Below are 15,657 nucleotides of genomic sequence, written 5' to 3'. Positions count from 1 at the left end.
GCTTGGACCGGTCGGCCGGTCGCTCCCGGAGGAGTGCCCGCTGACGCGTTCCCACTCGATCGGCTGTCACGGGCCGCACCCGTCCGGGTCTACTGGGCGCAGGCCGGAGCCGGCGCCGTTCTTCCGGAGACTCACCGGTGATGGCCGGGTCGAAGTCGTCCGGCGCTATCCTAGCGCGTCGGGGGAAGCGGAGCAGGAGCGGTTCATGGTGCGAGGAGTGCAGCGCGGACGGCCCCGCGCGTCGTCGCGCTCCATGCTCGAGGACGCCGCACTGGACCTCTTCGTCGAGCAGAGCTACGCGGGCACGACGATCGAGCAGATCGCCCAGCGGGCGGGGGTCTCGCGCAACACCTTCTTCAACTACTTCGAGTCCAAGAGCGACGTCTTCTGGGTGCTGGTCGACGACCGGCTGGCCGAGCTCCCGGAGGCGCTGGCCGAGACGGCGGCAGAGGCGCCGGTGATGGACGCGCTCGGCGACGCGCTGCTCGCGATCGGCTCCGGCTTCGGACCCGCGACGGTGCCGTGGGTGCTCACCCAGTCCGAGATGATCGGCAGCGTCCACGAGCTGCAGGCGTCGGCCCTCGGCCGCCTCGCCCGGCAGGCGGCCGTGATCGCCCGCTTCGTGGAGGAGCGGAGCGCGCGCCCGCTGCCCTCGCACCTCTCGCGCGCCATCGCCTACGCGAGCGTCGGAGCCGCGGTGGCGGCCGTGCAGGCGTGGGCCGCGGCGGGCCCCACCCGCGGCGAGCTCGTGCCCTATCTCGACGAGGCGCTCGCGCCCGTCCGCGCCGGCTTCACCCCCGTCGTCGACTGACCCGGCTTCCGCCGCTCCGGTAGAATCGTCGCGGCCGGCGGGCGACTCGCCCCGGAGCCCCCATCCAGGCACCATCACCACCGACACGGTGCCGCCCATAGCGAACCGGAGCATCATGACCCTCGCCGACCGCCTCCCCGCGAAGCCCGCCCTCGAGGGCCTGGAGGGCACGTGGGGCCTCCGCTGGCAGACCGACGGGACCTACCGGTTCGACCGCACCGGCCTCACCCGCGCCGACGTCTACTCGATCGACACCCCGCCGCCCACCGCGTCCGGGTCGCTGCACATCGGGCACGTCTTCTCCTACACGCACACCGACGTCGTCGCGCGGTTCCAGCGGATGCGCGGCAAGAGCGTCTTCTACCCGATGGGCTGGGACGACAACGGCCTGCCCACCGAGCGCCGCGTGCAGAACTACTACGGTGTGCGCTGCGACCCGACGCTCCCCTACGAGCCCGGCTTCACGCCTCCGTTCGAGGGCGGCGACAACAAGAGCAGCAAGGCCGCCGACCAGAAGCCGATCTCGCGCCGCAACTTCGTCGAGCTGTGCGAGCGCCTCACCGTCGAGGACGAGAAGCAGTTCGAGGACGTCTGGCGGGCCCTCGGCCTGTCCGTCGACTGGTCGCAGAGCTACCGGACCATCGGCGACGAGTCGCAGGCCGCCTCGCAGCGCGCCTTCCTCCGCAACCTCGCCCGAGGCGAGGCCTACCAGGCGCAGGCCCCGACGCTCTGGGACATCACCTTCCGGACCGCCGTCGCCCAGGCGGAGCTCGAGGACAAGGACCAGCCCGGCGCCTACCACCGCCTCGGCTTCCACCGCGAGGGCGGCGAGGACGTCTTCATCGAGACGACCCGTCCCGAGCTGCTGCCCGCCTGCGTCGCCCTCGTCGCGCACCCCGACGACGAGCGCTACCAGGCGCTGTTCGGCACCACCGTCCGCACGCCGCTCTTCGACGTCGAGGTCCCGGTGCTCGCGCACCACCTCGCGCAGAAGGACAAGGGCTCGGGCATCGCGATGATCTGCACCTTCGGCGACATCACGGACGTGGTCTGGTGGCGCGAGCTCGACCTGCCCAACCGCGCGATCATCGGCTTCGACGGCCGCCTGATCTCGGAGGCGCCCGCCGCGATCACGGGCGACGGGGGCCGCGCCGCCTACGAGCAGCTCGCCGGCAAGACCGTCTTCTCCGCGAAGCAGGCCGTCGTGGCGCTGCTGAAGGAGTCCGGCGAAATTGTCGGCGACCCGCGCCCCATCACGCACCAGGTCAAGTTCTTCGAGAAGGGCGACAAGCCGCTCGAGATCGTGTCGACCCGCCAGTGGTACATCGGCAACGGCGCTCGCGACGCGGTGCTCAAGGAGCGCCTGCTGGAGCTCGGCCGCGACGTGCGCTTCGTGCCGGAGTTCATGCGCGTCCGCTACGAGAACTGGGTGAACGGCCTCTCCGGCGACTGGCTGATCTCGCGCCAGCGCTTCTTCGGCGTGCCGATCCCGGTGTGGTACCCGCTCGACGGCGACGGCAACCCCGTCTTCGACTCCCCGATCGTGCCGGACGAGGCGGCGCTGCCTGTGGATCCCTCCAGCGACCCGGCCCCCGGCTACTCGGAGGACCAGCGCGGAGCGGCGGGCGGCTTCCAGGGCGAGCTCGACGTGATGGACACCTGGGCGACCTCCTCGCTGACCCCGCAGCTCGCGGGCGGCTGGGAGCGCGACGACGAGCTCTGGCAGCTGGTCGCTCCCTACGACCTGCGCCCGCAGGGCCAGGACATCATCCGCACCTGGCTCTTCTCGACCCTCCTGCGCTCGCAGCTCGAGGACGGCCGCGCCCCGTGGAGCACGGCGACCGTGTCCGGCTTCATCGTCGACCCCGACCGCAAGAAGATGTCGAAGTCGAAGGGCAACGTGGTCACTCCCGCCGCGATGCTCGAGCAGCACGGCTCGGACGCGGTCCGCTACTGGGCCGCCTCCTCGCGCCTGGGCACCGACGCGGCCTTCGACCCGCAGAACCCGACGCAGATCAAGATCGGCCGCCGACTGGCGATCAAGATCCTCAACGCGGCGAAGTTCATCCACGGCTTCCCTCTCGCCGAGGGCGCCGAGGTCACCGACCCGCTCGACCTCAGCATGCTGGCCACCCTCGACACCGTGGTCGCCGACGCGACGACGGCGCTCGAGAACTACGACCACGCCCGCGCCCTCGAGACGACGGAGGCGTTCTTCTGGACGTTCTGCGACGACTACCTGGAGCTGGTGAAGGAGCGCGCGTACAGCGAGGACGGCGCGTCCGCCGCGGCCGCCCTGCACCGGGCGCTCGACGTCCTCCAGCGCCTGTTCGCGCCGTTCCTGCCGTTCGCGACGGAGGAGACCTGGTCGTGGTCGCACGACGACTCGGTGCACCTGCGCCCCTGGCCGGCCGTCGAGGGCCTGGGCGGCGACCCCGCCGTCCTGGCCGCCGCGAGCTCCGTCCTCACGGCCATCCGACGCGCGAAGACCGATGCGAAGGCCTCGCAGAAGACGCCGGCCCGCTCCGCCCTGGTGACGGCGCCCGCCGAGCTCGTCGCGTCTCTCCGACTCGCCGCGGGAGACCTCGCGGCCGTCGGCAGGATCGCGACGCTCGACTTCGCCGAGGGCGACGCCCTCGCGGTCGGCATCGAGCTCGAGACCGAGGCGTAGCGCCGCTCCCGGGGGGCGGGAACCGTCCCGCCTCCCTCCCCACCGTCGAGAGGACCCCTCCCATGCAGCTCGGAACCCGCTGGTCGGTCGGCCAGGTGCCGCCGCAGACCCTCCCCGAGATCGTCGTCACCGCCATCGGCGACGTCGAGGGCGAGCTCGCCGCGGCCGGCACGGCGACCGCCGACTGGCGCTGGACGCTCACCTGGCTCGAGGGCAGGCCCGTCCTCGAACTCGACGACGGCACGACGATCACCTACCGTCCCGCCGAGGACGCTGCCTACATCACGCAGCCGCAGGGCCGCGTGGAGGGCGAGGACGACGACGACTGGGGCTGACGCCCCTTCGCGGCGCGGTCGCCGAGCCCGGTGAGCGCGCGCGTCCTGCGATCCTGAGCCGGAGCCCTCTCCCCCGCTCGCGCTCTAGGCTCGCAGGATGAGCGCTCCCGATCCCGTCGCCGTCCTGCTCGAGCCGAGCAGACTCCCCCACGGGCTCCCCGACTTCGCCGCCGTCGACCCCGAGGCCTACCGCCCGGCGTTCCTCGAGGCCCTCCGCCGGCACCGCGCCGAGATCGACGCGATCGCCGGCGCCTCCGAGCCGCCGACCGTCGAGAACACCCTCGTCGCCCTCGAGCGGGCGGGCCGCGAGCTGCGCCGGGTGAGCGCCGTCTTCTTCACTGTCGCCGCCTCCGACCGCACTCCGCTCACCGACGCTCTGGAGGCCGAGCTCGCTCCGCTGCTCTCGGCCCACAGCGATGCGATCAGCCTCGACCCGCGCCTGTTCGCCCGGCTCCGCGCTCTCGCCGAGCAGTCGACGGAGCTCGACCTCGACGCCGAGACGGCCTACCTCCTCGAGCGGAGGATCACCGGGTTCGAGCGCTCCGGTGCGCTCCTCGACGACGCGGGGAAGGCACGGCTCGGCGAGCTGAACGAGCAGCTGTCGACCCTGACCACGCGCTTCGAGAAGGATCTGCTCGCCGAGTCGAACGACCGGGCCGTCCTCCTCGACGACGTCGCCGGCCTCGACGGGCTCGACGAGTCCGACGTCTCGGCCGCCGCGCGCGCCGCCGCCGACCGCGGCGTCGGCGGCTGGCTGATCACCCTTCCCCTCTACTCCGGCCACCCCTGGCTCGCGCGTCTGCGCGACCGCGGCGTCCGCGAGCGCGTCCTGCGCGCCTCTGTCGGCCGCGGTGCGGAAGGCGGGCCGCACGACACCACCGCGACCCTGCAACAGATCGTCGCGCTGCGGGCCGAGCGCGCAGCTCTGCTGGGCGCGGCCTCGCACGCCGAGTTCGTGATCTCGGGCCAGACCGCGGGCTCGCCGGAGCGCGTCCTGTCGCTGCTGCACGAGCTCGCCGCTCCCGCCGCCCGGAACGCGAGGATCGAGCTCGAGCGGATGCAGGCCTCCGCCGACGCCGAGCAGGACGCCGCCGGAGCGCCGCGCTTCACGATCGAGGCGTGGGATCGCGCCTACTACGAGGAGCGCGTGCGGTCGGAGAGCTACTCCGTCGACTCCAGCGCACTGCGTCCCTTCTTCGAGCTGGAGCGGGTGCTCCGGCACGGCGTGTTCGCCGCCGCCACCGGTCTCTACGGCGTCCGCTTCTCGGAGCGGAGCGACCTGACCGGCTACAGCGAGCACGTCCGCGTGTTCGAGGTGCACGAGGAGGACGGGACCCCGCTGGGCCTGTTCCTGCTCGATCCCTTCACCCGCGACTCGAAGCGCGGCGGGGCGTGGATGAACTCCCTGTCCAGCCGCACCTCGCTGCTCGGCGACTCCGCCGTCGTCGTGAACAACCTGAACCTGTCGGCTCCGGGCCCGGGCGAGCCCGCCCTTCTCAGCCTCGACGAGGTGGAGACGCTCTTCCACGAGTTCGGGCACGCCCTGCACGGCCTGTTCGCGAGCACGCGGTACCCGCGCTTCGCCGGTACCGCGGTGTTCCGGGACTTCGTCGAGTTCCCGAGCCAGGTGAACGAGACGTGGGTGCGCCGCCCCGGGCTCCTCGCCGAGTACGCCCGCCACGTCGAGACCGGCGAGGCCCTGCCCGCGGGGACCGTCGAGCGCCTCGAGGCGTCCGCGCTGTGGGGCGAGGGCTTCGCGACAAGCGAGTACCTGGCGTCCGCCCTGCTCGACCTCGCCTGGCACTCCCTGCCGGCCCCGGTCGAGCCGCGCGACGCGGCCGCCTTCGAGCGCGACGTGCTCGACGGCGCGGGCCTCCTCCTTCCCGCCGTGCCGCCCCGCTACCGCAGCACGTACTTCGCGCACGTCTTCTCCGGCGGCTACTCCGCGGGCTACTACTCCTACATCTGGAGCGAGATCCTCGACGCGGACACGGTCGAGTGGTTCGAGGAGAACGGCGGCCTCGACCGCTCGGCGGGCGAGCGCTTCCGCCGCGGGGTGCTCGAGCTCGGCGGCTCCCGCGATCCGCTCGACGCGTACCGCGCGTTCCGCGGGCGGGATGCGCGGACCGAGCCGCTGCTCGCGCGCCGCGGCCTCCTCTAGCGGCGCCGGGGGACGAGCCAGGCGAGGAGGACGAGTCCCACGACCAGGCCCCAGAACGCCGATCCGATCCCCGCGATGGTCGTGCCGGAAGCGGTGACCAGGAGCGTCGCCGCCGCCGGCAGCCGCAGCCACGCGTCCTCCACAGCGGCCTGCACCGCCGACACGAACACCCCCAGCAGCGCCAGACCGGCGACCGCCTCGATCAGCAGCGGGCTCGCGGAGGACACCAGCGCGGCGGCCGCTCCAGCGAACACGCCCAGCACGAGGTAGGAGGCGCCCGCCGAGACCGAGGCGACCCAGCGCTGCTCCGGCCGCGGCGAGGCCTCGGGACCCGCGGTCAGCGCGGCGCTGAGCGCGGCGTAGTTGATCGGCACGCCGCCGAAGATCGCCGAGACCCCGGAGAGAGCACCGGTCGAGACGATCCCGGGACGTGAGTGGGCCGCGAAGCCGAAGCTCGTCAGCACCGCGATGCCCGGGATGTTCTGCCCGGCCATGGTGACCACGTAGAGCGGCAGGCCGATCCCGACCATCGCTCCGATCTCGAACACCGGAGCGACGAACTGCGGCACGGGGAGCAGCGGCGCACCGGCGAGTGCCGCGCCGTCCGTCACGATCAGCAGCACGATCGCCAGGGCGATCGCGGCCGGCACCGCCCAGCGGGGCAGGAGCCGCAGGAGCAGCAGCCAGAGCAGGATCACCGGCAAGGCGAGTGAGGGGATCTCGACCGCCGCGCGCACCGGCGCCAGGACGAGCGGGAACAGGATGCCCGCGAGCATGGCGTTCGCGAGCGGCCGCGGGATGCGCGCGACGAGCCTCCCGAGCGCCGGCCACAGCCCGGTGACCACCAGCAGAGCGGAGGCGACCAGGAACGCCCCGACCGCGCGGTCGAAGCCGCCGGGGAGCGTCGCGGTCGCGGCCAGCAGGGCGGCGCCCGGCGTGCTCCAGGCGAAGGTCATCGGCACGCGGTAGCGGATGCTCAGCGCGATGCACAGGACTCCCTGCAGCACGCAGACGGCGAGGAGGCCCGAGGCCGCCTGTTCGTCCGTCGCGCCCACCGCGACCACCCCGGCGAGCACGATCGCGAACGAGCTCGAGAAGCCGGTCAGGGCGGCGACGATCCCGGCGAGCAGCGGCTGGACGATGGCGGAGCCTCCCGGAGGATCGACGGCACCGAGGCGACCGGACGCGCCGTCGGCACGCTCCGCCAGGTTAGGGAAGCGGGAGCGCCTCGCCCGACGATCCGCCGGGCCAATCGCGGTGAACTGGCAGAGCGGGGCGGGGAGCGACTAGGCGCTCTTCTCCTGGCGACGGGGAGCGTGGGGCACGATCGTCGGGGCCGCGTTGTCGAGCACCGCGGCGCGGGTGACGACGACGCGCGCCACCTCGTCCGAGGAGGGCACCTCGAACATGATCGGGCCGAGCACCTCCTCGAGGATCGCGCGCAGTCCGCGGGCGCCGGTCTGGCGGAGGACCGCCAGGTCCGCGATGGCCTCGAGAGCGCCCCGGTCGAACTCGAGCTCGACGCCGTCGATCTCGAACATCCGCTGGTACTGCTTCACGAGCGCGTTGCGCGGCTCGGTGAGGATCTGCATGAGCGCGACCTGGTCGAGCTGCGTGACCGTCGTGACGACGGGGAGGCGCCCGATGAACTCGGGGATCAGCCCGAACTTGTGCAGGTCCTCCGGGAGGACCTCGCTGAAGATGTTGATCTCGTCTTCCTTGTTGTGCAGCGGGGCGCCGAAGCCGATGCCGCGCTTGCCCGCCCGCGACGAGATGATGTCCTCGAGCCCGGCGAAGGCGCCGGCGACGATGAAGAGGACGTTCGTCGTGTCGATCTGGATGAACTCCTGGTGCGGGTGCTTCCGCCCGCCCTGCGGGGGCACGGAGGCGACGGTGCCCTCGAGGATCTTGAGCAGTGCCTGCTGCACTCCCTCGCCCGAGACGTCGCGCGTGATCGAGGGGTTCTCGGCCTTCCGCGCGATCTTGTCGACCTCGTCGATGTAGATGATGCCGGTCTCGGCACGCTTGACGTCGTAGTCGGCGGCCTGGATGAGCTTGAGGAGGATGTTCTCGACGTCCTCGCCGACGTAGCCCGCCTCGGTGAGGGCCGTGGCGTCCGCGACGGCGAAGGGCACGTTGAGGCGCTTCGCGAGGGTCTGGGCGAGGTAGGTCTTCCCGCATCCCGTGGGGCCGATGAGCAGGATGTTGCTCTTGGCGATCTCGACCTCGTCGTGGATCGCGTCGGCGGCGGTGATGGTGTTGCGGGCGCGTACGCGCTTGTAGTGGTTGTACACGGCGACGGCGAGGGCCTTCTTGGCCTGCTCCTGCCCGATCACGTACTCCTCGAGGAAGCCGAAGATCTCCTTCGGCTTCGGGAGGTCGAACTCGTGGCTCGTCTCCTCGCTCGACTCGGAGAGGCGCTCCTCGATGATCTCGTTGCAGAGCTCGACGCACTCGTCGCAGATGTAGACGCCCGGTCCCGCGATGAGCTGCTGGACCTGCTTCTGGCTCTTGCCGCAGAAGGAGCACTTCAGCAGGTCGGCGCTTTCGCCAATACGTGCCACGGGGATGCCCCACTTCCTTGTCGTGCGTCTGTCGTGCGTCGGTCGGTCGTGCAACGGAGCCCGGAGCTCCGGCCGGTGCGAGCGGGACGAGCCCCCTGACACTGCTCCGAGCCTAGCCGCTGAGCCGCGAGGGCTCGGCAGGCGGGCCGGATTCGCCGTGCCTTGCGCCTCGTGTGGCGCTTTGCTACGGCGACGGAGGACGCAGAGAGGGGCCGGGCGGCGGATCGCTCCGCCACCCGGCCCCTCCTGGACGCCCTACGCCGTGAGAGCCGGGAGGCTCTTGCGGCTGGTGAGCACCTGGTCGATCAGCCCGTACTCGAGCGCGTCGCTCGCGCCGAGGATCTTGTCGCGGTCGATGTCCTTCTTGACCTGCTCGATCGAGCGGTTCGAGTGGTGCGACAGCGTCTCCTCGAGCCACTCGCGCATGCGCATGATCTCGGCGGCCTGGATCTCGATGTCCGAGGCCTGGCCCCCGCCCTGCTGCACGGCGGGCTGGTGGATGAGGATGCGCGCGTTCGGCAGCGCGAGGCGCTTGCCGGGCGTTCCCGCGGCGGTGAGCACGGCGGCGGCCGAGGCGGCCTGGCCGAGCACGACCGTCTGGATGTGCGGGCGGATGTACTGCATCGTGTCGTAGATCGCCGTCATCGCGGTGAAGGAGCCACCGGGCGAGTTGATGTACATGACGATGTCGCGGTCCGGGTCCTGGCTCTCGAGCACGAGGAGCTGGGCCATGATGTCGTCCGCGGAGGCGTCGTCGACCTGGACTCCGAGGAAGATGATGCGGTCCTCGAAGAGCTTGGCGTACGGGTCCTGGCGCTTGTAGCCGTAGGCCGTGCGCTCCTCGAACGTGGGGAGGATGTAGCGCGAGGACGGTGCGGCTCCGGAGCCGAACGCCGTTCCGCCGAAGGTGGGTGTGGTCATTGTCTGTTCCTGATCTCTCGGCGCGTTCGCTGGACTACTCGTCGATGGCGGTTCCGCCACCGCCGGCCACGTCGGTCGCCGACGAGCGGATGTGGTCGACGAAGCCGTAGGCCAGGGCCTCCTCGGCGCTGAACCAGCGGTCGCGGTCGCCGTCCTCGTTGACCTGCTCGACGGTCTTGCCGGTCGCCTTGGCGGTGATCTCGGCGAGGCGCTTCTTCATGTCGAGGATGAGCTGCGCCTGGGTCTGGATGTCGGAGGCCGTGCCGCCGAAGCCGCCGTGCGGCTGGTGGAGGAGCACCCGCGCGTTCGGGGTGATGTAGCGCTTGCCCTGGGTTCCGGCGGTGAGGAGCAGCTGGCCCATGGAGGCCGCCATCCCGATGCCCACGGTCACGATGTCGTTCGGGACGAACTGCATCGTGTCGTAGATCGCCATGCCCGCGGTGATGGAGCCGCCGGGCGAGTTGATGTAGAGGTAGATGTCCCGCTCGGAGTCCTCGGCTGCCAGGAGCAGGAGCTTCGCGGCGATCTCGTTCGCGTTCTCGTCGCGCACCTCGGAACCGAGCCAGATGATCCGGTCCTTGAGCAGGCGGTCGAAAACACTGTTGGGCATAACCATGTCGGCCATGTATTGCTCCGTTTCAGTTGTCGCTTCGGAGGCGAATCTATCGGACGCCGCCAACCCGATCCGGCCGTGTTCGCCCGGGGCGGAGCGGGAGTCGCCCGTGTTCGCCCGGGGCGGACCGGAGCCCCCCCCAACGAGAGGAGCCGCCCTCCGACGGATCGGGGGGCGGCTCCTGACGTGCTCGCGGCGACTACTCCGCGGCCGGGGTCTCCTCGGCGGGAGCGGCGGCCTTCTTCTTGGCCGGCGCGCGCTTCTTCTTGGGGGCCGGGGCGGGCTCCTCCTCGGCAGCGGGCTCCTCGGCGACGGGCTCCGCGGGGACCTCGGCGTCGGCGGCGGCCTGAGCCTCCTCCACGACCTCGGTCTCGTCCGAGGCGACGGCCTCGTCGGAGGCCTCGACGGCCTCGTCGTCACCGGGGACCGCGGTGAACGCGGTCAGGTCGACGGCGTTGCCCTCGGTGTCGGTGACCTTCGCCTTGCCGAGGACGATCGCGAGCGCCTTGTTGCGGGCGACCTCGCCGACCATCTGGCCGATCTGGTTGTTCTCGGACAGGATCTTGATGAACTCGTTCGGCTCCATGCCGTACTGCGCCGCACCCTGGATGAGGTACTGCGTGAGCTCGTCCTGGCTGACCTGGACCTTCTCCTGCTCGACGACGTGGTCGAGGAGGATCTGCGTCTTGAAGGTCTTCTCGCTGGCCTCCTTGACCTCGGCGCGGTGCTCGTCGTCCTCGAGGCGGTTCTCGCCCTCGAGGTGGCGGTGCACCTCGTCCTCGACGAGACCGGCGGGCACGGGGACCTCGACGAGGGCGAGCAGCGCCTCGACGAGCTTCTCGCGGGCCTCGCCGCCCTGGCCGAAGGTCTTCTGCTGAGCGGCCTGCTCCTTGAGCGACTCGCGCAGCTCGGCGATGGTGTCGAACTCGCTGGCGATCTGCGCGAAGTCGTCGTCGGCCTCGGGGAGCTCGCGCTCCTTGACGGCGGTGAGCGCGACGGCGATCTCGGCCTGCTCGCCGGCGTGGTCACCGCCGAGCAGCGGAGCGGTGAACGTGGTGCTCTCGCCCGCGGTGAGCGAGTCGAGCGCCTCGTCGATGCCCTCGATCAGCTCGCCCGAGCCGAGCTCGTACGAGATGGCGTTGGCGGTGTCGACCTCGACGCCGTCGATGGAGGCGACCAGGTCGATCTGCGCGAAGTCGCCGGTCTTCGCCGGGCGGTCCACGGTGACCAGGGTGCCGAAGCGGCTGCGGAGCTTGTCCAGCTCGGCGTCGACGTCGGCGTCGGTGACCTCGGCCGCCTCGACGGTGAGCTCGATGCCGTCGTAGTCCGGGACGGTGATCTCGGGGCGCACGTCGACCTCGATGGCGAGCTCGAGGTCGCCGGTGAAGTCCTTGTCGCTCGGCCAGGCGACGATGTCGGCCTGCGGGCGGCCCAGGGGGCGGACCTCGGTCTCGCGGACGGCCTCGCGGTAGAAGCCGTCGAGGCCCTCGTTGACCGCGTGCTCGAGCACCGCGGCCTTGCCGACGCGCTGGTCGACGATGGCGGGCGGGACCTTGCCCTTGCGGAAGCCGGGGACGTTGATCTGCTCGGCGATGTGGCCGTAGGCGTGCGTGATGCTGGGGCCGAGCTCGTCCGGGGTGACCGAAATCGCGAGCTTCACGCGGGTCGGGCTCAGCTGTTCTACCGTGGTCTTCACGTGAGGGGATCTCCTGTGCTGGTTGGTGTCGGCGCCGGATGACGGTCGTCACGGGTCGATGTCGTCACGATGAGTACTCGTGGTCGGGGCGACAGGATTCGAACCTGCGACCTCCCGCTCCCAAAGCGGGCGCTCTAGCCAAGCTGAGCTACGCCCCGGATGCGCGGGCCTGGGCACCGTGCGTGAGACTCTCGTCGAGCCGTCCCCGCACGTGCGCTTGCGCGACACGCCGAAATGGCCTTCGCAAGTGTACTGCACCGCGGCAGCGGCGACCGGAACCGCGCGGCGGAGGACGACCGGGGTGTCCACGGTGCTCGCGCGATGTACTACGCTGTCCTGGTGCCCGGTCGAGAGACCCGGTCGCACCGGTTCGCGGTCGTCAGACCAGCGATTCGGGGCTGTAGCTTAGTGGTAAAGCCTCTGTCTTCCAAACAGATGATGCGAGTTCGATTCTCGTCAGCCCCTCTCCTCTCGAAGAGCCCCGGATGTCCGGGGCTCTTCGTCGTTCCGGGCGTGCTCAGCCGACCGCGCCGCGGTGCTCCTCCGTCAGGGCGAGGTACGAGGCGGCGTTCCGGCGGATGCCCTCGCGCTCCTCCTCCGTCAGCTCCCGCCGGACCCTCCCGGGGACGCCCGCCACCAGCGAGCCCGGCGGGACGACCGTCCCCTCGAGGACGACGGCGCCTGCGGCGATCAGCGAGCCGGTGCCGACGATGGCCCCGTTCAGGACGGTCGCGCTCATGCCGACTAGCACGTCGTCCTCGAGGGTGCAGCCGTGCAGCACGGCGTTGTGCCCGACCGAGACTCCGGCGCCGATGACCGCGTCGTAGTCGGCGTCGACGTGGACGACGACGCCGTCCTGGAGGTTGCTGCCGGCGCCGAGCTCGATCCGCGCGTGCTCGGCGCGCAGGACGGCGCCGTACCAGACGCTCGCCCGCTCCCCCAGGCGCACGGAGCCGATCACGGTGGCGCCCGGAGCGACCCACGCGGTGTCGGCGATCTCCGGGGCGCGTCCCCCGGTCAGGGCGAGGACGCGGGCGCCCTCCGCAGGACTCGACGGCATCGGGTTCTCCTCTTCTCCGGTGGTCAGCGCCCGGCGCGCAGGAAGGCGAGGACCGCCAGCACCCGCCGGTGGTCGGAGCCCGAGTCCTCGAGCCCGAGCTTCTGGAAGATCGCGGTCACGTTCTTCTCCACGGCGCCCACGCCGACGAAGAGAGCGGAGGCGATGCCCGCGTTCGTGCGCCCCTGGGCCATCTGCTCCAGCACCTCCCGCTCCCGCGGGGTCAGCGAGGCGAGCGGGTCGCGGTTGCGCTGCAGGAGCGAGGCGACGACCTGCGGGTCGAGGACGGTTCCGCCCGCCGCGACGCGCTCGACGGCGTCGCGCAGCTCCTCCACGGAGGCGACCCGGTCCTTCAGGAGGTAGCCGAGTCCGCCGTCGCCGGAGCCGAGCAGCTCCTGCGCGTAGGTGACCTCGACGTACTGGCTGAGCAGCAGGACCGACACCTGCGGGTAGCGCCGGCGGATCTCCAGCGCCCCGCGGACGCCCTCGTCGCGGAAGGTCGGCGGCATCCGGACGTCGAGCACGGCGACGTCGACGCCGGCCGGGTCCCGCGCCAGATCGGCGAGCAGGGCGTCCGCGTCCCCGAAGGCGCCGACGGAGGCGAACCCCGCGTCCTCGAAGAGGCGGACCAGGCCCTCGCGCAGGAGGACCGAGTCCTCGGCGATGGCGACTCGGATCACGGGCACGCCCTCAGGATAGGACGGCCGGGAGGTAGGGGACGTGCACCCCGACCGTGGTCGGCCCGCCGACCGGCGACTCCACGCTCAGGATCCCGCGCAGGCCCCGGACGCGCCCGCCGACCCCCTCGAGACCGTGACCGGCGACCGGCGACGCCCCGCCGACTCCGTCGTCGACCACCCAGGCGTCGAGCCAGCGCTCCCCCGGAGTGCCGGAGTCGCGGGTGTCGAGATGCACCCGCACCGATCGGGCACCGGAGTGCTTGGAGACGTTGGCGAGCAGCTCGGCGACGACGAAGTAGACGCTGCGCTCGACCTCGGGCGGCACGTCCGCCACGGGGTGCTCGGTGAGGACCTCGACCGGCACCGGGCTGAGCTCGGCGAGCGAGTGCACCGCCGCCTCGAAGCCCCGGTCCTGCAGGATCGGCGGCGCCACTCCGCGGGAGAGGGCGCGCAGCTCGTCGAGCGCGGCGCGCACGTGCTCGCGAGCCTCGTCGACCAGGCGGGCGGCGGACTCCGGGTCGGCGGCGAGTCGGTTGCGGGCCGAGGCCAGGTCCATCTGCACCCGGATCAGGCGCTGCTGCGGGCCGTCGTGGATGTCGCGCTCGAGCCGGCGCAGCGCGCGGTCCTCGGCGGCGACGGCTGCGCCGCGGGAAGCGCTCAGCTCGGCGACCTCTCGCTGGAGCGCCTCCGACTCCCACGGGCCGAGCAGGAGACGGTCGACCAGCCAGTGCAGGAGGGAGAGGCCGCGGGTGGCGAACGGCAGGGTCGAGACGAAGAGGACGGTTGTGGCGACCGTCGCCGCGGCGACCAGTCCCGCCGGAGGCTGCGGGGCGCCCAGCAGAGCGGCCCCGCTCTCGGCCAGCAGGCGGGCCGGACCGGGGGCCCCCGTGAGCGCGGCGGCCACCGTGCCCGGGCCCGCCCAGGTCCACAGCGCGAGGAGCAGTCCGGACAGCAGCGCGAGCACCGGAGCCACGACGAGCGTGTGCAGGAGAGCGAGCCAGTAGTGCCCGTCGATCACCGGACCGTAGAGGGCGAAGGTCGAGGGAGTGACGGCGGAGGGCGGTCGCCGCCACTGCGGCCGGGGGACGGCGGGCCGTCCGGCCAGCACGTCGAGGCCGACGGCGGCCCGCGAGAAGAAGCGCGCCGTGTAGAGGGCGGCGGGCAGGAACACCAGGCCGATCAGGACTCCGACGAGCCCGAGCGCGACGGCCAGCGCGACGCCGGCGCAGAAGGCACCGAGGAGGGCGACCGGGATCGCGGCCACCAGCGCGAGCACCTCCCGGGGCAGTCCGCGCCAGAGCCGGAGGTAGGCGCGCGAGGCCTCGCCGAGGGCCGTCGATGCTCCGCTCATCCGCGCCTCCTGTCCGCTCCCGCCGCCGCCGCGACCCGGTCGAGCGTACCGGCGGCACGGCTCCGGGCACCCGGGGGGAAGCCCCCGTGACGCCCCTCCGCGACCGAGGTGAGCCTGTCCTTCACCGGACTGAGCCGAGCCTGCGCTTCCTTGCGGCGCCGAGGGATCTGCGTACTGTTGACGATAAGTCACCCCCTCTCGAAAGGACCAGACGATGTCCACCACGTCCGTCACGTCGCTCACCTCGTCGAACCCGGATGTCGCATCCGGAGTCGCCCAGTTCCTCAGCCCCGTCGTCGTCGAGATGACCGCGCTCGCCGTCAACGGCAAGCAGGCGCACTGGCACGTCCGCGGCGCCAACTTCATCGGCGTCCACGAGCTGCTCGACGCGATCGTCGGCCGCGCCATCGAGTGGGCCGACCTCGCCGCGGAGCGCGTCGTCGCCCTCGGCCTCCCGGTCGACGCCCGCATCCAGACCGTCGCCTCGGCGACGCAGTCCGAACCCCTCACCCCCGGCTTCCAGCGCTCCGAGAACGCGATCGTCGAGATCATCCGCCAGATGGACGTCGCCATCGCGACCGTCAACACGGCGATCGCCGAGCTCGCCGAGATCGACGCGAGCAGCCAGGACGTCGCGATCGAGATCGGCCGCGGCCTCGAGAAGGACCGCTGGTTCCTCTTCGCCCACGTCAGCGAGAGCTGAGCACCACGCCTCGACCGGCCCGCGGATCCTCGGATCCCGCGGGCCGTCGTCGTTCCCCGGCCCGTCCGCGCGATCCGGAGCAGCCGGAGTCGCG

The 15,657-nt window shown here is 71.9% G+C and carries 13 protein-coding genes and 2 tRNA genes; 6 read left to right on the top strand and 9 right to left on the bottom strand.

The features are described 5' to 3' along the window. Positions 1–205 precede the first annotated feature (205 nt). The 4 genes from C5C54_RS09715 (at position 206) to C5C54_RS09700 (ending at position 5,978) form a co-directional block, all read left to right on the top strand. Entirely contained in the window at positions 206–811 is a 606-nt protein-coding gene (locus tag C5C54_RS09715; RefSeq protein ID WP_104223688.1) for a TetR/AcrR family transcriptional regulator, read from the top strand. Between the two features lie 115 nt (positions 812–926). Then, a complete protein-coding gene (gene valS / locus C5C54_RS09710) occupies positions 927–3,482 on the top strand; it encodes a valine--tRNA ligase (protein ID WP_104288247.1) in 2,556 nt (851 codons plus the stop codon). A gap of 62 nt (positions 3,483–3,544) precedes the next feature. Continuing rightward, a complete protein-coding gene (locus C5C54_RS09705; protein WP_104223690.1) occupies positions 3,545–3,817 on the top strand; it encodes a hypothetical protein in 273 nt (90 codons plus the stop codon). A gap of 97 nt (positions 3,818–3,914) precedes the next feature. After that, complete coding sequence (locus C5C54_RS09700; protein WP_104288246.1) at positions 3,915–5,978, top strand: M3 family metallopeptidase; 2,064 nt, start codon at positions 3,915–3,917, stop codon at positions 5,976–5,978. Here C5C54_RS09700 and C5C54_RS09695 read toward each other — a convergent pair. From C5C54_RS09695 to C5C54_RS09670, 6 genes are all read right to left on the bottom strand, one after another. Then, complete coding sequence (locus tag C5C54_RS09695) at positions 5,975–7,108, bottom strand: benzoate/H(+) symporter BenE family transporter (RefSeq protein WP_219812187.1); 1,134 nt, start codon at positions 7,106–7,108, stop codon at positions 5,975–5,977. The two genes, C5C54_RS09700 and C5C54_RS09695, sit on opposite strands and share 4 nt — an antisense overlap. A gap of 156 nt (positions 7,109–7,264) precedes the next feature. Further along, entirely contained in the window at positions 7,265–8,542 is a 1,278-nt protein-coding gene (gene clpX / locus C5C54_RS09690; RefSeq protein ID WP_104223693.1) for an ATP-dependent Clp protease ATP-binding subunit ClpX, read from the bottom strand. 255 nt (positions 8,543–8,797) lie between these two features. Next, positions 8,798–9,463, bottom strand: a complete 666-nt coding sequence (locus C5C54_RS09685; RefSeq protein ID WP_068253282.1) for an ATP-dependent Clp protease proteolytic subunit — start codon at positions 9,461–9,463, stop codon at positions 8,798–8,800. A gap of 34 nt (positions 9,464–9,497) precedes the next feature. Next, complete coding sequence (locus tag C5C54_RS09680; protein WP_097165884.1) at positions 9,498–10,088, bottom strand: ATP-dependent Clp protease proteolytic subunit; 591 nt, start codon at positions 10,086–10,088, stop codon at positions 9,498–9,500. Positions 10,089–10,275: 187 nt separating this feature from the next. Beyond that, on the bottom strand, positions 10,276–11,772 hold the full coding sequence (gene tig, locus C5C54_RS09675) for a trigger factor (RefSeq protein ID WP_104232539.1): 1,497 nt from the start codon (positions 11,770–11,772) through the stop codon (positions 10,276–10,278). An 80-nt stretch (positions 11,773–11,852) separates the two neighbouring features. Beyond that, positions 11,853–11,930 (bottom strand) — tRNA-Pro (locus tag C5C54_RS09670). A gap of 236 nt (positions 11,931–12,166) precedes the next feature. Here C5C54_RS09670 and C5C54_RS09665 point away from each other — a divergent pair. Next, a tRNA-Gly gene (locus tag C5C54_RS09665) sits at positions 12,167–12,237 on the top strand. A gap of 52 nt (positions 12,238–12,289) precedes the next feature. On the opposite strand, the gene C5C54_RS09660 is transcribed toward C5C54_RS09665, so the two are convergent. Genes C5C54_RS09660 through C5C54_RS09650 form a run of 3 tightly spaced genes read right to left on the bottom strand, consistent with a single transcriptional unit; the run spans position 12,290 to position 14,860 of the window. Next, on the bottom strand, positions 12,290–12,832 hold the full coding sequence (locus tag C5C54_RS09660) for a gamma carbonic anhydrase family protein (protein WP_104288244.1): 543 nt from the start codon (positions 12,830–12,832) through the stop codon (positions 12,290–12,292). Between the two features lie 23 nt (positions 12,833–12,855). Beyond that, positions 12,856–13,515 (bottom strand): response regulator transcription factor, encoded by a 660-nt coding sequence (locus C5C54_RS09655; protein ID WP_104223696.1) that lies wholly within the window; start codon positions 13,513–13,515, stop codon positions 12,856–12,858. Between the two features lie 4 nt (positions 13,516–13,519). Next, entirely contained in the window at positions 13,520–14,860 is a 1,341-nt protein-coding gene (locus tag C5C54_RS09650; RefSeq protein ID WP_104288243.1) for a histidine kinase, read from the bottom strand. A 214-nt stretch (positions 14,861–15,074) separates the two neighbouring features. On the opposite strand from C5C54_RS09650, the gene C5C54_RS09645 reads away from it, so the two are divergent. After that, positions 15,075–15,563 (top strand): Dps family protein, encoded by a 489-nt coding sequence (locus C5C54_RS09645; RefSeq protein WP_104226731.1) that lies wholly within the window; start codon positions 15,075–15,077, stop codon positions 15,561–15,563. Positions 15,564–15,657 lie beyond the last annotated feature (94 nt).

It is taken from the genome of Rathayibacter sp. AY1F2 (assembly GCF_002930885.1).
Taxonomy (GTDB): Bacteria; Actinomycetota; Actinomycetes; order Actinomycetales; family Microbacteriaceae; genus Rathayibacter.
This window is presented reverse-complemented; position numbering and strand designations above follow the sequence as displayed.

What these genes read in the sequence shown, in the direction of transcription:
- C5C54_RS09715 (WP_104223688.1), top strand. Translation starts at nt 206, where the DNA reads ATGGTGCGAGGAGTGCAGCGCGGACGGCCCCGCGCGTCGTCGCGCTCC.
- valS (WP_104288247.1), top strand. Translation starts at nt 927, where the DNA reads ATGACCCTCGCCGACCGCCTCCCCGCGAAGCCCGCCCTCGAGGGCCTG.
- C5C54_RS09705 (WP_104223690.1), top strand. Translation starts at nt 3,545, where the DNA reads ATGCAGCTCGGAACCCGCTGGTCGGTCGGCCAGGTGCCGCCGCAGACC.
- C5C54_RS09700 (WP_104288246.1), top strand. Translation starts at nt 3,915, where the DNA reads ATGAGCGCTCCCGATCCCGTCGCCGTCCTGCTCGAGCCGAGCAGACTC.
- C5C54_RS09685 (WP_068253282.1), bottom strand. Translation starts at nt 9,463, where the DNA reads ATGACCACACCCACCTTCGGCGGAACGGCGTTCGGCTCCGGAGCCGCA.
- C5C54_RS09680 (WP_097165884.1), bottom strand. Translation starts at nt 10,088, where the DNA reads ATGGCCGACATGGTTATGCCCAACAGTGTTTTCGACCGCCTGCTCAAG.
- C5C54_RS09660 (WP_104288244.1), bottom strand. Translation starts at nt 12,832, where the DNA reads ATGCCGTCGAGTCCTGCGGAGGGCGCCCGCGTCCTCGCCCTGACCGGG.
- C5C54_RS09650 (WP_104288243.1), bottom strand. Translation starts at nt 14,860, where the DNA reads ATGAGCGGAGCATCGACGGCCCTCGGCGAGGCCTCGCGCGCCTACCTC.
- C5C54_RS09645 (WP_104226731.1), top strand. Translation starts at nt 15,075, where the DNA reads ATGTCCACCACGTCCGTCACGTCGCTCACCTCGTCGAACCCGGATGTC.